At 38.6% G+C, this 18,750-nt stretch carries 17 protein-coding genes; all 17 read left to right on the plus strand.

Annotation, left to right across the window (positions count from 1 at the left end; genetic code table 11):
- Nucleotides 1-518: 518 nt before the first annotated feature.
- Complete coding sequence (locus HMPREF9145_RS05050) at nt 519-1,337, plus strand: indole-3-glycerol phosphate synthase TrpC (protein ID WP_021825310.1); 819 nt, start codon at nt 519-521, stop codon at nt 1,335-1,337.
- A complete protein-coding gene (locus tag HMPREF9145_RS05055; protein ID WP_021825304.1) occupies nt 1,334-2,047 on the plus strand; it encodes a phosphoribosylanthranilate isomerase in 714 nt (237 codons plus the stop codon). Before HMPREF9145_RS05050 ends, HMPREF9145_RS05055 begins: the two co-directional genes overlap by 4 nt.
- Nucleotides 2,048-2,260: 213 nt before the next feature.
- Nucleotides 2,261-2,692, plus strand: coding sequence for an Hsp20/alpha crystallin family protein (locus HMPREF9145_RS05060; RefSeq protein WP_021825282.1), 432 nt, complete (start codon nt 2,261-2,263; stop codon nt 2,690-2,692).
- 258 nt (nt 2,693-2,950) lie between these two features.
- Nucleotides 2,951-3,931, plus strand: coding sequence for a methionyl-tRNA formyltransferase (fmt, locus tag HMPREF9145_RS05065; protein WP_021825326.1), 981 nt, complete (start codon nt 2,951-2,953; stop codon nt 3,929-3,931).
- 63 nt (nt 3,932-3,994) lie between these two features.
- Nucleotides 3,995-4,564, plus strand: coding sequence for an L-threonylcarbamoyladenylate synthase (locus HMPREF9145_RS05070; RefSeq protein ID WP_021825299.1), 570 nt, complete (start codon nt 3,995-3,997; stop codon nt 4,562-4,564).
- An 80-nt stretch (nt 4,565-4,644) separates the two neighbouring features.
- A complete protein-coding gene (locus HMPREF9145_RS05075; protein ID WP_052026743.1) occupies nt 4,645-6,366 on the plus strand; it encodes a chloride channel protein in 1,722 nt (573 codons plus the stop codon).
- A 99-nt stretch (nt 6,367-6,465) separates the two neighbouring features.
- Nucleotides 6,466-7,446, plus strand: coding sequence for an ROK family protein (locus HMPREF9145_RS05080; RefSeq protein WP_021825333.1), 981 nt, complete (start codon nt 6,466-6,468; stop codon nt 7,444-7,446).
- A 65-nt stretch (nt 7,447-7,511) separates the two neighbouring features.
- A complete protein-coding gene (locus tag HMPREF9145_RS05085; protein ID WP_007134063.1) occupies nt 7,512-8,204 on the plus strand; it encodes a LysE family translocator in 693 nt (230 codons plus the stop codon).
- A gap of 33 nt (nt 8,205-8,237) precedes the next feature.
- Nucleotides 8,238-8,789 (plus strand): DUF4924 family protein, encoded by a 552-nt coding sequence (locus HMPREF9145_RS05090; protein WP_021825343.1) that lies wholly within the window; start codon nt 8,238-8,240, stop codon nt 8,787-8,789.
- 34 nt (nt 8,790-8,823) lie between these two features.
- Entirely contained in the window at nt 8,824-9,696 is an 873-nt protein-coding gene (gene rfbD, locus HMPREF9145_RS05095; RefSeq protein WP_021825331.1) for a dTDP-4-dehydrorhamnose reductase, read from the plus strand.
- A 45-nt stretch (nt 9,697-9,741) separates the two neighbouring features.
- Entirely contained in the window at nt 9,742-11,328 is a 1,587-nt protein-coding gene (locus HMPREF9145_RS05100) for a peptide chain release factor 3 (protein ID WP_021825309.1), read from the plus strand.
- 21 nt (nt 11,329-11,349) lie between these two features.
- Nucleotides 11,350-11,940 (plus strand): UpxY family transcription antiterminator, encoded by a 591-nt coding sequence (locus tag HMPREF9145_RS05105; RefSeq protein WP_021825345.1) that lies wholly within the window; start codon nt 11,350-11,352, stop codon nt 11,938-11,940.
- A gap of 22 nt (nt 11,941-11,962) precedes the next feature.
- Nucleotides 11,963-13,183 carry a hypothetical protein gene (locus tag HMPREF9145_RS05110; protein ID WP_021825317.1) on the plus strand — a complete coding sequence of 407 codons (1,221 nt, stop codon included), beginning with the start codon at nt 11,963-11,965 and terminating at the stop codon, nt 13,181-13,183.
- Between the two features lie 899 nt (nt 13,184-14,082).
- Nucleotides 14,083-15,327, plus strand: a complete 1,245-nt coding sequence (locus tag HMPREF9145_RS05115; RefSeq protein WP_021825327.1) for a DegT/DnrJ/EryC1/StrS family aminotransferase — start codon at nt 14,083-14,085, stop codon at nt 15,325-15,327.
- 19 nt (nt 15,328-15,346) lie between these two features.
- Nucleotides 15,347-17,284 (plus strand): polysaccharide biosynthesis protein, encoded by a 1,938-nt coding sequence (locus HMPREF9145_RS05120; protein WP_036906695.1) that lies wholly within the window; start codon nt 15,347-15,349, stop codon nt 17,282-17,284.
- Between the two features lie 36 nt (nt 17,285-17,320).
- Complete coding sequence (locus HMPREF9145_RS05125; RefSeq protein ID WP_021825338.1) at nt 17,321-18,433, plus strand: nucleotidyltransferase domain-containing protein; 1,113 nt, start codon at nt 17,321-17,323, stop codon at nt 18,431-18,433.
- Nucleotides 18,434-18,460: 27 nt separating this feature from the next.
- The gene (locus HMPREF9145_RS05130; RefSeq protein ID WP_036906698.1) at nt 18,461-18,676 is read left to right on the plus strand and encodes a hypothetical protein; all 216 of its coding nucleotides are present in this window, start codon (nt 18,461-18,463) and stop codon (nt 18,674-18,676) included.
- Nucleotides 18,677-18,750: the final 74 nt, after the last annotated feature.

Raw genomic sequence — 18,750 nt, forward strand, 5'->3', positions numbered from 1 at the left:
AATGATAGGAAACATGGTTCGTTTCTATATGATTGATAATCAGTTTGTTCGGTGATTGTGTTCGGAGATGTAATGTGTTGGTAGATAAGTTTACTTCGAATTATTTAGCGTGTGATAGCCTTTGCGTATACGGACCATCGTTTTTGCGCTTTCAATTGATAGAACTTGGCAAAATCTTTCCGTCGCTTTGCTTCTGTTTTTGTATGGCTTTACAGGGTTCATGCAATCAATGTGGAATGTAATCTCTCTTGTTTTGGAATAAGAAAAGTGTTTTGTTATGCAGTTTCTTTGTTCAAAAAATCTTCTTATAACTACTTTTTTGTGTATTTTGTCGATAGATTTCAGAAAATAATGTATATTTGTAATTGTTTCATTTCAGCGGTGTTTAGATGAACGAACGACATATATTATAAGGTTATGTCATTTGAAGTCTGATGCCACCCTATGATTTTCTATTCATAAAGAAACTGAAAACAGGGTGAAGAATGAGATGTTGTGCAGAATAGAATAGATTAGAGATGAATTTATTAGAAGAGATTATAGCTCACAAACACATAGAAATTGACCAACGCAAACGCTTTATTTCTCCGCGTCAACTATATGCTTTGGTTGCTCAACAGATGGATAATCTATCACATAAGCCTTTAAAAGAAGAAGGTTTGTCATTTGCTTTGCAACACTCGGACATGGGAATCATAGCTGAATTTAAGCGTAAATCGCCTGTAAAAGGGTGGATAAACGAGGCTGTTAAGGCTTCGGGTGTGTGCTTGGCCTATGAAAAGAGTGGGGCTACGGCTTTGAGTGTAGTCACCGATATCGATTATTTTGCAGGCTATGATGAGTTTGTGCAAGAGGCAAGAGCGGTTGGAGTGCAACTTCCTATCCTTTATAATAACTTCATAGTTGACGATTATCAGCTTCTGCAAGCACGTTTTTGTGGTGCTTCGGCGATAGTACTGATAGCAGAGGTGCTATCGAAAGACGAGTGCAAACGCATGATATCGCTGGCTCATCAGTTGGAATTAGAGGTGATGATTGAACTGCATGAAGAGCGTAGTTTGGACTATCTTGAGCTTGAACCAGACTTGTGTGGTGTGAATAACTGCGACCTTCGAACCTTTGTTTCGGATGTAAACACCAGTTTAACCCTGGCAGACCATCTTCCAAAAGGACTCTGCAAGGTGAGTGAAAATGGTATTCCTGATGCGTCAACTGCCGCACGTTTGCGGTCGGCAGGCTACGATGGGCTGCTTGTTTCAGATGTGTTGATGAAACAACCTGTCCCCGGTGAAGCCCTGAAACAATTTATTCATGAACTTAAAAATACATCAATATGAACACAAAAAAGAGATTTTTAATTAGTGTTTGCGGTGTTTGTGATGGAGAAAACATCAGAGAACTGCTCGCAACGGATATTGATATACTGGGTTTTGTGTTTTGTTCTGACTCGCCACAAGTTGTGAAAATGATTCCCAGTAATTCCGGACTTATTCCAGATTACAGTCGGGATCGTTATCTGCAACAACGCGGTCAGGAGATAAATGATGTAGAAACTCAGCGTGTAAAGCGTCTTGGTATCTTTGCAGATGATATGCCACAGAATATCATCACACGCATTTATAACTATGATCTCGATTATGTGCAATTGCAAGGAGACGAGAGTCCTGTGATGATTGATAATCTCAGGCGGTCTGTTGACCCTGATATTAGGCGTGGAATCAAGATTATTAAGACTCTTGATATAGCTACTTTGGCTGATTTTGAAAGGTGCAAGTCTTTTGAAGGTCATGCTGATTTATTGTGCTTTCGCATAAAACGAGAAGGACAAAATCAAGAAGTTGTGTCATGGAATGAAACCTTGCTCGCGGCCTATCATGGCGAACTGCCTTTTATTTTGAGTGGAAATATCGGACTTAATGATGCTGAAGCTCTCCAAACAATTCGTTGTTCTAAATGTGTTGGCATAGAAATTAATCATGCGTTTGAACTGACTCCAGGCGTGAAAGATATCCAAGGAATCAATCGTTTTATCTCTTTAATAGAATAAGTCAACAGGTTCTGTTCTTTTAAAGCATAGCTATTTTCTGTCAAAATTGCAGACATTTCCTGGTAAAAGCTATAAAAATGGCTTAAAACTGCCATTTTGACACAAAATATTCAACGGCATATTAGTTGCATTTTAGGTAGCGGATTTCGAAGCTAATGGCTGAGAATCCAATACAAAAAGATTAAGTTGAATAAAAAATAGGAGGTATTTATTATGTTGTTTCCAGTAATTAGAACTAATAATGATTGGTTAGACAATGCTTTTAATGATTTCTTTAGTGACAACGCTCTATCGAGAATGAACGCTACTGCGCCAGCAGTTAACGTGAAAGTCAATGAGAATGGTTATGTGATGGAAGTCGCAGTGCCTGGCATTAAGAAAGAGTTTTGCCGTGTAAACATTGATGATAAGGGCAACCTTGAAATCGCTATAGAGAATAAGTTGGAGCATAAAGAAGAAGAAAAGAAAGAACATTATCTTCGCAGAGAGTTCTCTTATTCAAATTATCAGCAGAGTTATGTTCTCCCTGATGATGTAGATCGCGAGAAGGTTAGTGCTAAAGTGCTTGATGGTGTGCTTGAAATCGTGTTGCCAAGAGTGCGTAAAGAGGAACAGAAAGTACAGCGAAATATTGAAATTAAATAAGTATTGACATGCGCAGAGACTGAGTTTTATGGCTCAGCCTCTTGGGTATGATTTTATGAAGACCTTTGAATGGGGGGACGTTTTATGTCCTTTGAATATGGATAGTCGCCGTATTCAAAGGTCTTTTTTTATTTTATTATTTACTAATCGAGCTGGATTGGTGAGCATGAAACACACAAAATGTGACAAAAATCAATAGTTCTTGTCATGGCTTTTACAAAGAAATTTATTACTTTTGCGTAATAAACAATTTGCAGAATGAAAAAAGAAGAACTGAGAATTGTCTTCATGGGTACGCCCGAATTTGCCGTTGCATCACTCCAACGACTTGTAGAAGGCGGATATAATGTTGTGGCTGTGGTGACACAACCCGACAAACCAGTGGGCCGCCACCAACAACAAGTGCAAGCTTCACCTGTTAAACAATATGCAGAAGCACATGGTTTGCCAGTTCTACAGCCTGTAAAGATGAAAGATCCTGTATTTGTTGAGCAGTTGGCACAATATAAAGCAGACCTTCAAGTGGTTGTAGCTTTTCGCATATTACCCGAGATAGTATGGGCTATGCCACGCTTTGGAACCTTTAATGTGCATGCCGCTTTGCTCCCACAATATAGGGGTGCTGCTCCAATCAATTGGGCAGTGATTAACGGAGAGACAGAAACGGGTGTGACAACTTTCTTTCTTGATAAGAATATTGATACGGGACGAATTATCATGCAGAAGCATTTTAGCATACCAGATGATGCAGATGTGGAGTATGTTTATAACGGCTTAATGAATCTTGGGGCCGATATTGCTACGGAAACAATTGATAAGATGCTTGAGAACGATGGCAATATAGATAGTATTGCACAAAGTAACTTCATGCAATTCAAAGAAGACGAGTTACTGCCTGCACCAAAGATATTCAAGGAAACGTGTGAGATTGATTGGCACCTGCCAGTTAAACGTGTCTATGACTTTGTGCGTGGACTGAGTCCTTATCCTGGAACCTGGACGACAATCGATGAAAATGGTCAGCGAAGTGTGATGAAAATCTTTAAGACAGCAAAGACTTCAGAGACTTGGGAAGGTGAACTTGGGAGTGTAAGGACGTTGAAAGGCCGTCTGTTTGTAAGGTGTAGTGATGGTTGGTTGGAGCTATTGGAGTTGCAACCGGTAGGAAAGAAACGTATGACTGCACGTGATTTCTTAAATGGAATGCGTGATAGGCAGTTTAAATTTGTGTCAAAATGAGTAAGCTGTTATAGTAAAAAGATATTCATAACAGTATATATAGATAAAAAAATAACTAAGAAGATGACAAAAGAAGAGGATATTCGTAATGCAGTTGAATGCATGAGAAAAGGTGGAGTCATATTATATCCCACAGACACGGTATGGGGAATAGGGTGTGATGCGACCAATAAGGAGGCGGTAGCTAAGGTATATGCAATCAAGAAACGAGATGATTCGAAGGCGCTTATCTGTCTTGTTGATTCGGATGCACGTTTGCAACGTTGTTTCAGAAACGTGCCAGCAGTGGCTTGGGAGTTATTAGATGCGGCTGTAAAGCCTACGACAGTTATCCTTGATGATGCGGTAAATGTCGCTGAAAACCTTGTGGCAGAAGATGGAAGTTTAGCTGTTCGCATTACAAATGAACCTTTTAGTAAGGAACTTTGTTTTCGTTTTCAGAAACCGATTGTTAGTACAAGTGCAAATGTTAGTGGCGAACCTGCAGCAGCAAACTATGGAGATATTAGTGAAGAGATATTGAAAGCCGTGGACTATGTATGTTGGAGTAGACGTCAGGAGCATAAGCCTCATGTGCCAAGCTCTATTATAAAACTTGGTCGTGATGGTGAGGTTACCGTGATTCGAAAGTAGAATTATCGTTCAAAGCTATATTAAAATTGAAGATAATAGATTTAAGAAAGTGGTGTAAGGAACATTTGTCAGATCGACAAATGACCCTTATCCTTGCTTTTGTCATAGGCTTTTTTGCTTCTGTTGCAGGCTATGTGCTGCACAGTATGATAAAAGAGATTCAGCATTTACTAACGGCTGGCTTTGATAGAACAACCTTTAACTGGCTTTATCTGCTTTTCCCAATAATGGGAATCTACTTGACTTCGCTCTTTATTAAATATGTTGTAAAGGACAATATCTCGCATGGTATAACGCGTGTACTTTATGCTATCTCAACGAAACAATCGCGTTTAAAGGGTCATAACTGTTGGTCTTCGGTTGTAGCATCAAGTATTACCATTGGATTTGGTGGGTCTGTAGGAGCAGAAGCGCCTATTGTGCTTACGGGATCTGCCATTGGTAGTAACCTGGCTAAGCTTTTTAAGATGGATGCCCGGACTGCAATGTTGCTCGTAGGATGTGGTGCTACTGCAGCAATTTCAGGTATTTTTAAAGCTCCAATAGCTGGTTTGGTGTTCACACTTGAGGTATTAATGCTCGACTTGACAATGGCTTCATTGCTTCCTATCTTAATAGCGAGTGTCACAGCTACGTGTTTCAGCTATATCTTTGTAGGCAGCGAATCACTCTTCTCCTATCATATGGATAGTTCATGGGATATCCAGCGTGTCCCACCTTATATTATATTAGGTGTGTTTTGTGGTATCGTTGGCCTTTATTTCATGCGTACTATGACAGCATGCGAAAACATGTTTGCCAACATGAAGCGTCATCCTTATCTAAAACTCGCATTGGGTGGTCTGACACTTAGTGTGTTAATCTTCTTCTTTCCTTCGCTTTATGGAGAAGGTTACAATATGGTTAACATCTTCCTTGATGGGAAAACCGTTGCAGATTGGGAGCAAGTGATGAATGGTTCGATGTTTTATGGACATAGTAATCTGTTAGTTGTTTATGTCGGTCTTGTCGTTTTTACAAAAGTTTTCGCTACATCGGCCACCAATGGAGCAGGAGGTTGTGGAGGAACCTTTGCCCCGGCATTGTTTATCGGAGGCTTCTCGGGATTCTTCTTTGCTCGAATTTGGAATATATATCAACTTGGAGTGTATGCTCCAGAGAAGAATTTTGCACTCATGGGTATGGCTGGTGTTATGGCTGGAGTAATGCAAGCGCCTCTTACTGGCATATTCCTCATCGCCGAACTAACAGCGGGTTATCAGCTGTTTATCCCTTTAATGATTGTTTGTATCTGTGCATATCTGACCATAAATATCTTTGAACAGCACAGCATCTACGGCATGCGATTGGCTCGAGAGGGTAAGTTGTTGACGCATCATACCGACCAAGCCATCCTAACCTTAATGAGTTTAGACAGTATTATCGACCGACAGTTTACCTCAGTTGACCCAGATATGCAGCTTGGTAAATTGATTAATGCCATTAGTAAAAGCCATACGAGCTTCCTTCCTGTACTTGATAATGCAGGTACCTTGCTTGGAGAGATTGATATAACAAAGATTCGTCACATCATGTTTAGATCCGAATTATATAATCGGTTCACGGTAAAAGACATCATGACTCCTGTCCCTTCGTCACTTGTAAGAGAGGATAAGATGATCGATGTAATGAGGAAATTTGAGAAAGCTAATTGCAATTTCCTTCCTGTTGTCGATGTAAATGGGCACTTAGAAGGCTATGTTTCTCGCACACGTATGTATAGTATGTATCGTCATCTCGTAGCAGATTTCAGTTCAGAGTAATGTTTTTATCAAAAAATTTGCTACAATCAGAGAAATATAATATCTTTGCTTAGCGTTTAACTACTAACGATTGATAATAAACAATATAAATAATAGAACATGAACACAAACGAAACAATGAAACCGTATGTAATTGGTCTTGATCTTGGTGGAACCAATTCTGTCTTTGGTATCGTAGATTCACGAGGTGAAATCAAGGCTACTACTGCGATTAAAACGCAGGGATTTCCTAATGTTGAGGATTATGTTGATGCTTCAGTAGAGGCATTAAATATTATCATTGATCAGGTTGGAGGCATTGATACCATTAAAGCTATGGGTATAGGTGCACCAAATGGCAACTACTATACAGGTACAATAGAGTTTGCTCCCAATCTTTCTTGGGGACGAAGTGGTATAGTTCCATTGGCTGATATGTTCAGTAAGCGACTTGGAGGCATTCCTGTCGGTTTGACAAATGACGCAAATGCGGCAGCCATTGGTGAGATGACCTATGGTGTTGCGCGTGGAATGAAGAACTTTATTGTTATTACTTTGGGTACAGGTGTAGGCTCTGGAATCGTTGTTAATGGTCAAATGGTCTATGGTTGTGATGGATTTGCCGGTGAACTTGGCCATGTAATAGTTCGTCCAACCGATGGACGTTCATGTGGATGTGGTCGTAATGGCTGCCTTGAGGCTTATTGTTCAGCAACTGGTGTGGCTCGCACTGCACGTGAGTTCCTTTCAAAGAGTGATGAACCTTCATTGCTTCGAGACATGAATGCAGATGATATTACATCATTGGATGTTAGTATTGCTGCTGAAAAGGGTGATGCTTTAGCCAACCGAGTATACGAGTTTACCGGAGAGATGTTAGGCGAAGCATGTGCTAATTTCACTGCATTTTCGAGCCCTGAAGCCTTTATCTTCTTTGGTGGTTTGACAAAAGCGGGAAACTTGTTAATGAGACCTTTGCTTGAAAGTTATAACAAACATGTGCTTCCTGTGTTTAAGAATAAGGCAAAGTTCCTTATTAGTGGTCTCGAAGGTTCAAGTGCAGCAGTGCTTGGAGCGAGTGCCGTTGGTTGGGAATTATAAATTTTTCATATTTAAGCAGGTTGCTTTTTGCAATCTGTCTTTTTTTTTTTAACTTTGTGCCCTGTATGGATATGTCACTCCCTTTTCAAATAGATATCTTGGAACTCATATTCAAGGGAATCGTTATTGGAATATTAGCATCGGCTCCTATGGGTCCAGTTGGTATTCTATGTATTAATCGTACCCTTAAGAAAGGACGCTGGTTTGGGTTTGTAACGGGTGTAGGAGCAGCATTAAGTGATTTAATTTATGCTATTCTTACAGGTGTTGGAATGAGTTTTGTAATTGATTTCGTGAAAAATCCAAATACAAAATTCTATCTACAGATATTTGGAGCAGTGCTTATTTTGCTTTTTGGTATCTATAGTTTCCGTAGCAATCCTATGCAAAATGCACATACAAGTAATGGTAATAATCGTGGTTCCTTATGGCATAATGCCTTGACTGCCTTTGTTGTTACATTCAGTAATTTGCTTATTGTGCCTTATTTTATGATGCTATTTGCCTTGTTTGCATTCGTTACTCCAGCCCATAAGATTGAAATGTGCGTGGGATATATAAGTGTGTTATTTGGTGCATTACTTTGGTGGTACGGCCTAACGTGGTTGGTAGATAGGATTCGTGGTAAGTTTGATGATAACGGAATAGTTATCATTAACAAGGTAATTGGCTGCATAGTTATTATATTTTCTTTGATAGCGCTTGTCGGTACAATCTTTAATTTGTATCATCTTCCCGAACTTGCTTCGTTGATGTAGGAATGAAATCGACTCAAACAGTATTTATTCAACATGTTTATAGCAAAAGAATTAAGAACGAAATCTATCGCAGAATACTTGCTTTATATGTGGCAGATAGAAGATATCATCCGAGCAATGGGCTGTTCTCTTCCTTTGATTCGTAAGGCATATATCAGTAAATTTACTGATTATACTGATGAACAAAAGGAAGATGAGATTGACTGGTTTGGCAATTTGGTTCGCATGATGAATGAAGAAGGAAAGCGAGATCAGGGCCATCTCAATATCAATGATATCATTGTTCGTGATTTAGTAGACCTTCATCAACGCTTATTACAGAGTAATAGATTCCCCATTTATAACGCAGAGTATTATAAAGTGTTACCCTTTATCGTTGAATTACGTGGTAAAGGAGACAAGAATATAAGTGAAATCGAAACATGTCTTGATGCACTTTATGGTATTATGATGTTGAGAATGCAGAAAAAAGAGATATCTCCTGAAACAGAACATGCTATTAAAGAGATATCAACTTTTATAGGAATGCTAAGCGATTACTGTCTGAAAAATGAAACAGAAGGCTTGGATTTTGGTGAAGAATAGATTATACTAAACGATATAAAAGACCTAAAAATATATGAATATCTTAGTTACGGGTGCAAACGGACAGTTGGGTAACGAAATACAAAAGGTTTCCAAACATAGTCAAGACCATTATATCTTTACAGATGTATGTGATGGTTATGAGAAATTGGATATCACAAATCTTGATGCTATTCGTCAGATGGTAGCTCAATTAGATGTAAAGTGTATTATCAATTGTGCTGCTTGGACAAATGTTGACGCAGCCGAGACAGCGGGAGATATCGTAGAACAGCTCAATGCTAAGGCTCCAGAGAACCTCGCTATGGCTATGAGAGAGGTAGGAGGCCTATTGGTTCACATCAGCACAGACTATGTTTTCGGGGGCGACCCCTATAATACTCCATGCCGAGAAGACCAAAAGGGTAGTCCGACTGGGGTGTATGGACTGACTAAATTGCATGGAGAGCAGCGTATCTTAGCTACAGGAGTAAAGCATATCATTATCAGAACGGCATGGCTATACTCTGAGTTTGGAAAGAATTTCGTTAAGACTATGCTCTCACTTACAGCTACAAAGCCTCAATTAAAGGTTGTTTTTGATCAGTGTGGCACACCAACTTACGCTGGAGATCTTGCCGATGTGATTTATGATATCATAGAAAACAGAAAGTTTGATAACAATGAAGGAATCTACCATTTCAGTAATGAAGGAGTATGTTCCTGGTATGATTTCACTAAGGTTATCGCTCAAATGGCTGGTCATACGACATGCGACATCCAACCTTGTCACAGTGATGAATTCCCAAGTCCTGTGAAACGTCCCGCCTATTCAGTACTTGATAAGTCCAAAATAAAAGATACTTTCGGTATAACTATTCCTTATTGGACAGATAGTTTGAAGAAATGTATTGCTGCTTTGCAATAATATCATGATGCGGAAAAGCATGTAATACAAGGTAACAGAATTGATATGAACGAGATACAAAGAAGACGTACATTCGCCATTATATCCCATCCGGATGCTGGTAAGACTACGTTAACAGAAAAATTCCTGCTTTTCGGTGGACAGATTCAAGTGGCCGGAGCAGTTAAAAACAATAAGATTCGCAAGACAGCAACGTCAGACTGGATGGACATAGAGAAGCAACGTGGTATCTCTGTGTCTACTTCTGTGATGGAATTCGACTATCTTCCCGATGGAGAATCAGGAGAACCATATAAGGTTAACATTCTTGATACGCCGGGACACCAAGACTTTGCTGAGGATACTTACCGCACATTGACAGCTGTTGACTCTGCAATCATTGTCGTAGATGGAGCAAAAGGTGTCGAGACTCAAACGAGAAAACTCATGGAAGTGTGTCGAATGCGCAACACTCCTGTTATCATCTTCATCAATAAAATGGACCGGGAGGGGCGCGATCCCTTTGATTTACTCGACGAACTTGAAGAGGAATTACAGATTAAAGTGCGTCCTCTCTCATGGCCGATAGGGCAAGGTCAGCGTTTCAAAGGTGTCTATAATATCTATGAACAGCAATTAAACCTGTTCACACCCAATAAGCAGCGTGTCACGGAAAAGGTTGCTGTAGACATCAATTCCAAAGAGTTGGATGAAAAGGTCGGTGAACGTGAAGCACAACAACTGAGAGATGATCTTGAGTTGGTTGATGGAGTATATCCTGTTTTCGTTAAAGAAACCTACCGAAGTGCCGAGGTTGCCCCCGTTTTCTTTGGTTCGGCTCTCAATAACTTTGGTGTACAGGAGTTGTTAGACTGCTTTGTTGACATCGCACCAAGCCCCAAACCAACAAAGGCTGAAGAGCGAATGGTTGAACCAACAGAACCAAAATTCACAGGTTTTATATTTAAGATTACCGCCAATATCGACCCAAACCATCGCAGTTGTATAGCTTTCTGCAAGGTTTGTTCGGGCAAGTTTGTGCGTAATCAGCCTTATCTTCATGTGAGACAAGGCAAGACTGTGCGCTTCTCTTCCCCCACTCAGTTCATGGCACAGCGTAAAAGTACTGTGGAAGAAGCCTATCCTGGTGACATTGTTGGACTGCCAGATAATGGTATTTTTAAGATTGGTGACACGCTCACTGAGGGCGAATTGCTTCATTTCCGCGGTCTTCCCAGCTTCTCTCCGCTGTTGTTTAAGTATATCGAAAACGACGATCCAATGAAGAGTAAGCAATTCCAGAAGGGCTTAGACCAGTTGATGGACGAAGGTGTTGCACAGCTTTTTGTCAATCAATTCAATGGACGCAAGGTTGTGGGAACGGTTGGTCAGTTGCAGTTTGAAGTTATACAATATCGCCTTGAGCATGAATATAATGCAAAATGTCGTTGGGAACCTGTTCACCTTTATAAGGCTTGTTGGGTTGAAGCCGATGATGTGACCGAGTTTGATAACTTTAAGAAGCGCAAGTATCAGTACATGGCAAAAGATACTGAGGGACGGGATGTCTTTCTTGCAGATAGTAGTTATGTACTCTCTATGGCGCAACAAGACTTTAAGAACATTCGTTTCCACTTTACAAGTGAATTTTAATCTTTTTTGATTAGAAAGCCAATGTTAGAAGAAAACTCATCATTCAAGGAGCCGATGCGTGCCGATTTGTCGACAGAAGAAGACGAACGAGATAATCGTCCGTGGTATGCTATCAGACTTTTTACTGTTCGTCAGAAGGCGGTTGCTGAATTTTTTAAGGAAAATCAGTTTGAAGTCTTTATTCCAGAAGAGTATGTTGACGTCGAAGATAGCGACCATCATATCAAACATGTGCTTCGTCCTGTTGTACGCAATCTGCTGTTTATCAAGAAGGATAGAGACGAAAAGGAAGTCAAAAAGATTGTTACCGAGTCGTCATATAAGATGAGTGTTGTCACAAAAACACGCGAAGACCGGCGTTATTCAGAGATTCCTGCTCATCAAATGTATGAGTTCCAGGCCATGTGTAACCCTGAGTTAACGATGAAAAAGTTTCTAAGTGAACAACAGGCACACTTGAAAAAGGGAGATAAAGTACTTGTAAAACATGGTCCTTTGAAAGGGCTGACAGGACGATTGGTGCGTTCCAACAAAAAATACTATCTGTTAAAAGAGATTCCTGGCATGGCAATCATGCTCAAAGTAACACGTTGGTGTTGCGAAGCGCTATAACAATCACTTAAAAATTTATAACATGAAACACTATTTTTTCTTATTCCTCATGATTTGCTTTTGTCCTTTCTATGTGATGGGGCAAGACGATTCTTCTGTAAAAATGACTGAACTTACAGACGAAAGTCAGCTGGTAGATGGGGGAATCTATATCATGACAGGTTATGCTGACAATCAATATTTTGGGTCACAATATAAATTATTCAATGCAAGTTATTATTTCTCATCAGGTATAAAAGAGGGAAATAGGCCCTCTACTAAACTTAGTGACCTTCTTCCTTATTGCGATTTATTGTGTTTTGAACGTCACGAAGATGGCTGGTATGTACGGAATCTGACCTCTGAACGCATGGGGGTTAATCGTCGTTACTTATGTGCTGATAAAGATTATAAGGGTTTTCTGAAGCTCAATTATATGCCAAATAACCATAATATTCTTTCATTTAAGAAAGAAAATGGTAAACTTGAGGCGCTCATTGGAGGAGAAAAAATCCGTTATGATAAAAATTCAGGTCGCTATTTGCTGGGAAAGAATGTTGCAACAACATCGCCAGTATCATTCTATCAACTTGAAAATGCATCATTATTGCTGTGTGATACACTCGATATTTATAGCATTCATACAACTGCTCATGTTCGTTTGAAACGCCACTTCAAGTCTGATTGCTTCAATACCTTAATACTTCCGTTTAAGGTTGATAATTATAAGAAGGTGTTTGGAGAGGGAGCTTTAGCCTACCTTCCAATGGGAATATCTGACGGAAAGCTGCATTTTAAGAAGGTGGATGGACCATTGGAGGCGAACAAACCTTATCTTCTTTGTGGTAAGTTGGATGCAGTTGAAGATGATATCCATGATTTTGGGCTTGTGAAACTGTCTTATAATCAGGGTGTTTCTTTAGTATATCAGAAACAGGGGATTACTTGTCATGGCGTTTATAAGGCTGATGAATATAGGCCAAAGAGAGGAACTTATTTCTTTGGAGATAGTAAATTGTATAAGCAAGAAGCGGATGTGAAGATTAAAATGAAGGCTTTTCGATGGAGTTTTACAAGTAATGAGACCTTCAATGCTAAGGCTTTTTCTATGGAAGAGATTCTATCAATAATAAAAATCTCCAGTACTTTCAAGACCGAGTCTGCTAAAATCTATACGCTCGAGGGGCTATTTGTTGGTACTTCACTAAGAGCTTTGCCCAAAGGAATATACATTTCTCAGGGTCGAAAGATTGTGATAAAGTAGCATTGGTGAATGTTTTATTGGATGGTTAATAGTGGTTTACTTTCTATCAGAATAATGGTTTCATCGTATTTTCTTATAGCCGTTACAGAGTTTTTTGGGCTCAAAGATAATATGTTAAATCTTATCATATAACTTTACAATCTATCTTATAGAATGCTCCCATTCTTGTTGAGGAGTTATGCTGGGTAAAAGAAGTCCTATTTTCTTGTGTTTTATAAGATATTTATAGTCACAAAGTTAGAAGATTAAAGCTGAAACAAACTGTAAAATGATATGAAAAATTCATGCGTTTTGCGTCAAATGAGGGTTTAATTACATGGGTTTTGTCGTGTAGAATGACAGATTTAGCAGTGTGATTTGCCTTAGATTGCAACGAGGGTATATTCTTTTCTTTGATAAAAGTCAAAGAAAGGGGAATTTAAAGTCTTTTTTTCAATGTTTATTTCTCTATTTCAAGAGAAAATAAAATGTTAAATATTAGACCTTAATTTTACAGAATTAAGTTGATGTGTGAATATCTTTTCTTCATTCGTCGAATGAATATCAAATGATGGTGAGCTTGCTCTCTTATTGTGTTTAAACAGTGCTGAATTAATGATTCCATTCTAATTTTTGTTTAAAAATATGTTTTTAATTCGATAAAGCTAAGTATAAATTTGCATTTTACATTAAAAAAATCTAACTTTGTAAAATCATATAAGATTCAGATATGAAAGTTTAGGAAGTGGGATATCAGTGCGCACGAAAGGCAAATTACAAGTCTTCGTTTAGCAATATAAAATTTGTCAGGACTTGATTATTTTGTATTTTGAGCGCGATGAATATCTCGCGTAGTGACAGAGAAGAAATAGTAATTATACTAATAATTATTTTTCTATTGATTATAAGATTTTTATAATATGACACAGAAACGCATTTTGTTGTGTTTGGCCCATATGAGTGGCCATGAAATGAAGTTTATTCAGGAAGCCTTTGATACGAACTGGGTGGTACCATTAGGCCCAAATGTGAATGGATTTGAAAAGGATTTAGAGCAATATATGGGGCAAAATAAACGAGTAGTAGCCCTATCTGCTGGTACAGCTGCAGTTCATTTGGCTCTGATAGCATGTGGCGTTGGCCCCGGAGACGAGGTCATTGTGCAGACATTTACCTTCTGTGCATCTTCCCATCCTATAACATATTTGGGTGCAACTCCAGTGTTTGTAGACTCTGAAAGCGAAACATGGAACATGTCTCCTGAGCTTCTTGAAGAGACGATTAAAGACAGAATAGCGAAGACAGGACGTAAACCTAAGGCCATTATTCCCGTCTATTTATATGGTATGCCGGGTAAAATCGAAGAACTTTTAGACGTTGCTTCACGTTATGATATCCCTGTAATTGAAGATGCAGCAGAGGGATTTGGCTCACGTTATAATGGTCAAATGGTGGGCACGTTTGGCCGATTTGGCGTGCTAAGTTTCAATGGAAATAAGATGATTACGACATCGGGTGGGGGCGCGTTAGTATGTCCTGATGACGAAAGCTATAACAGAATAATGTATTTTGCAACGCAAGCTCGTGAGTCATATCCATACTATCAACACACTGAAATCGGTTATAACTATCGTATGAGTAATATCTGTGCTGGTATAGGTAGAGGCCAAATGATGATTCTTGACGAGCATATTAAACATCATCAACATATCGCTGAGCTTTATAGGGAAGCCTTTAAGCAAGTTGATGGGATAGAGTTTCATGACAATCCAGACGTGAAAATGAGTAGTAACTTCTGGTTAAATACAATTACAATTGCCCCAAATGTGAAAGTCAAAGGACAGGAAAATGCTTATAAAACAATTGTAAAAGGCGCCGTTGGTGGGGCTGCTGGCGTTGTACATCAGGCGTTAACAGCGCATACCGACTGTGAACCTAACGACAATGTTGAGGCAATGCGTGTTTGTCTTGATACAAATAACATCGAAAGTAGACCGCTTTGGAAACCTATGCACAAGCAACCTGTTTATAAAGATGCACCAGCATATATCAATGGAGTGAGTGAAAGTTTGTTCCGTCAAGGGCTATGTTTGCCAAGTGGTCCTATGGTTACAGATGATGATGTGGCACGGATTGTGAGCACAATCAAGGACTCTCTTTGTTAAACCTATAATCTTTTATCGTATGATAGTATTCAATAAATTAACAAATTGGTATTTTACCAAGCGCTCTTTGCCTTATTGGGCCATCCTTGCTATGGATATCTTGATTTGCTATTTGTCAGGAATCTTTGTGTTTTGGATGTATTATCGTGGTGCAGTAACATTGAAAAATATCGAGCTGTTGTCGAAAACGATATTTATGTATATGTGCTTTAACCTTATCGGTTTTAAGCTTTTTCATACCTATTCAGGCATCATTAGATACTCAAGTTTTGTTGATTTAAAGCGTGTGGGCTATGCCATGGTCGTGTCATTAGGTGTAGCTGAGGTGATGCATTATGTCATTTATAGTTGGGAATTAGATTTTGTTCGTCTACAAGGTCGTCAACTTGTGGTCATGTATGTAGTCGCAACGATGGCTATGTGGACTGCACGTGTTTTAATAAAATCGGTCTATGACATTTCATTTGCTAATGATGGTGCATCAAAAACATTGATTTATGGTGTTAGAGATGGAGGAATCGGCTTGGCAAAGAGCATTCGTAATGAGAAGCCATCACGCTATTTATTGAAAGGTTTTATCAGTCATAACCCGCAATACAAGTCGCATTTGTTGCTGGGTGAACACGTTTATCAAGTAAACGAGGGGTTACGTGCGTTCTTAGAAAGGGGGCATATCTCTACGGTTCTCGTCTCTCCATTGCAGAATGAGCGTTTTCGTAATGACCATTTTTTGCAGGATATGTTGATTGATGCAGGCATAAAGATTTTGATGTTGCCTGAAACGAAGGAGTGGGGGGCTGAAAGTGATGTGAAGGATCTACAGCCTGTGAGCATTAATGACCTGTTACCTCGGAGCGAGATCTCTGTAGATTTGAAGTCTGTTGGTGACATGTTGAAAGACAAGAAGATTTTAATCACAGGGTCAGCTGGTAGCATCGGAAGTGAGATGGTACGTCAGATTGCGTCGTTTAAGCCATGTAGTATGATGCTGATTGATCAGGCAGAAACTCCACAACATGACATTAAACTCTTGATGAAGAATAAGTATCCAGACATTAAATGTACGATAGTTCTCACCAGTATTACTAAGCAATCGCGAATGGAAAGGCTATTTAGCGAGTTCCGACCAGACTATGTTTTTCATGCAGCTGCCTACAAACATGTACCCATGATGGAGGATAATCCGAGCGAAAGTATACAGAATAATGTGTATGGAACAAAGGTAGTTGCAGACTTAAGTGTGAAGTATGGTGTGAAGAAATTCGTCATGATTAGCACAGATAAGGCTGTAAATCCGACCAATGTAATGGGATGTTCGAAGCGAATTTGTGAGATTTATACGCAAGCTTTGAATGAAAAGATTTTGAACGATTATAATAATGGTGGTATGAAAGGAGAGGCTCCGACTCAGTTTGTGACTACACGCTTTGGCAATGTATTGGGTTCTACGGGGTCGGTTATACCTTTGTTTGAGAAGCAAATAAAGGCAGGTGGCCCAGTAACCGTTACAGATCCGAACATCATTCGATTCTTTATGTTGATTCCTGAAGCTTGTAAACTTGTGCTTGAAGCAGGAACTCATGGAAAAGGAGGTGAGATCTTTGTTTTCGATATGGGTGAGCCTGTGAGGATTGCTGACTTGGCCCATCGCATGATTCAATTGAGTGGAGCTAAAGATGTGAAGATTGTATACACAGGTTTGCGTCCTGGTGAGAAACTATATGAAGAGGTCTTGGGTAATGCAGAAGACACTTTACCAAGTTTCCACAAGAAGATTAGGATAGCAAAAGTTAAGGAATACGACTTTAATCAAGTTAGTTCAGAGATTGACCAGCTTATAGAACTTGCAAAATCTTTTGATGAAATGAGTATTGTTCGAAAGATGAAAGAAATAGTTCCAGAATATATCTCGCAGAATTCTGTGTATTCTATGCTTGATACTACTAAAGATGTATAAAACTGATTTAGCTTACTAAGTTGTATAAATAATGATATGGAAAAGAAAGACGATGCTCTTCTGAAGATTGTTCGATCTGCTCTTTGGAAAAGAAGCTTGGCAGATGAGGATTTGTCGGGAATTGTTTTTCAAGATATACAGAGTGCTGCAATACGACAAACTGTTTTAGGTTTATTTATTCAAAGTCTGTTAGAAGAGCATCATAACATTAAACTAACAAAACAAGATGTTTTTAACATAATCGCATATCAAAATAAAATTCGTAGACAAAATATAAAGACTAATGCTGTTTTAGAAGAACTTTGTGATTTGTTAAAGTCACATTCTATCGATTTTTTGATTGTAAAAGGGCAGATTTTAGCACAATTTTATCCGGATTCTCTTATGAGACAATCTGGAGATATAGATTTCTACTGTAGTGAAAAAGATTTTGAGCGTGCACGTACTGTGATTTCTGAGGCGTGGAATGTAGTCTTTCATGAAAATGAAGAAGGTGATAATGAACAACATATAGCATTTGAATATAAAGACATAATGTTTGAAATGCATTTTTGTTTGCTTCGTTTTGCCTCGTCTAAGATACAGGAGAGTTTTGATAGAATGATTAAAGAGAGTACTCCATATACAATAAAGGTGGGAAAAACGAATGTTCCAACGTTGTCACCTGTTGAAAATATAGTCTTTACCTTCCTACATTTATATCATCATTTCATAGAACTTGGGATAGGATTGCGTCAGATTTGTGATATGACATTATTATTATATGGATATCGAAATATTTTATGTGAAGGAAAAGAAAAAGATGATTTATCGTATTGGCTTAGGCAGCTTGGGTACTATAATGCTTTCAATGCCTTTGGGAATATATGTGTAAAAGACTTAGGATTAGCAAAACCTGAGTATCCGTTTCCAATAACAAAACATATAGATTCGTATAGGAAGCCAATCTTAAATATTGTATTTAAACGTGGTAATTTCGGTATGTATGGACGTAGAAATAAGGTGCGTTCGGGAATTCTTTATTATTTAGAGACCTTTTATATAAAGTTGAATCATTATATAAGATTTTATACTTTATCTCGCAAAGAAAATCTTTTTGTTTTAATTTATGGCATCCCAAAGAAAATAATTTATGCGATTAAACGTTGAATAATAATAAACCATTTAATTAAAACCATGAAGAAACCTTATCTAAAACCAGTATCCATAGTGTACGCATTGGCTTATGAAGCAGTTTTGTTAACAGGAACAAATTTACAAACAAGTGGAGGAACACAAAGTAATGCAACAGAAGAATTAAACATAGATGTTTCTAATGCAGACAGGTTGCCTAAAAAATTTGAACCAAATGCAAAATCTTTTGAAGGGGCATCTGATTTTAATTGGGAATAAAAGAATGTCATATAGAATACAACACCAAAAGAGATCTTGAGTGCAAGAATGCGTAAGTCTATGTAATAAGAATC

This window comes from Segatella salivae F0493 (assembly GCF_000477535.1).
Classification (GTDB): domain Bacteria; phylum Bacteroidota; class Bacteroidia; order Bacteroidales; family Bacteroidaceae; genus Prevotella; species Prevotella salivae.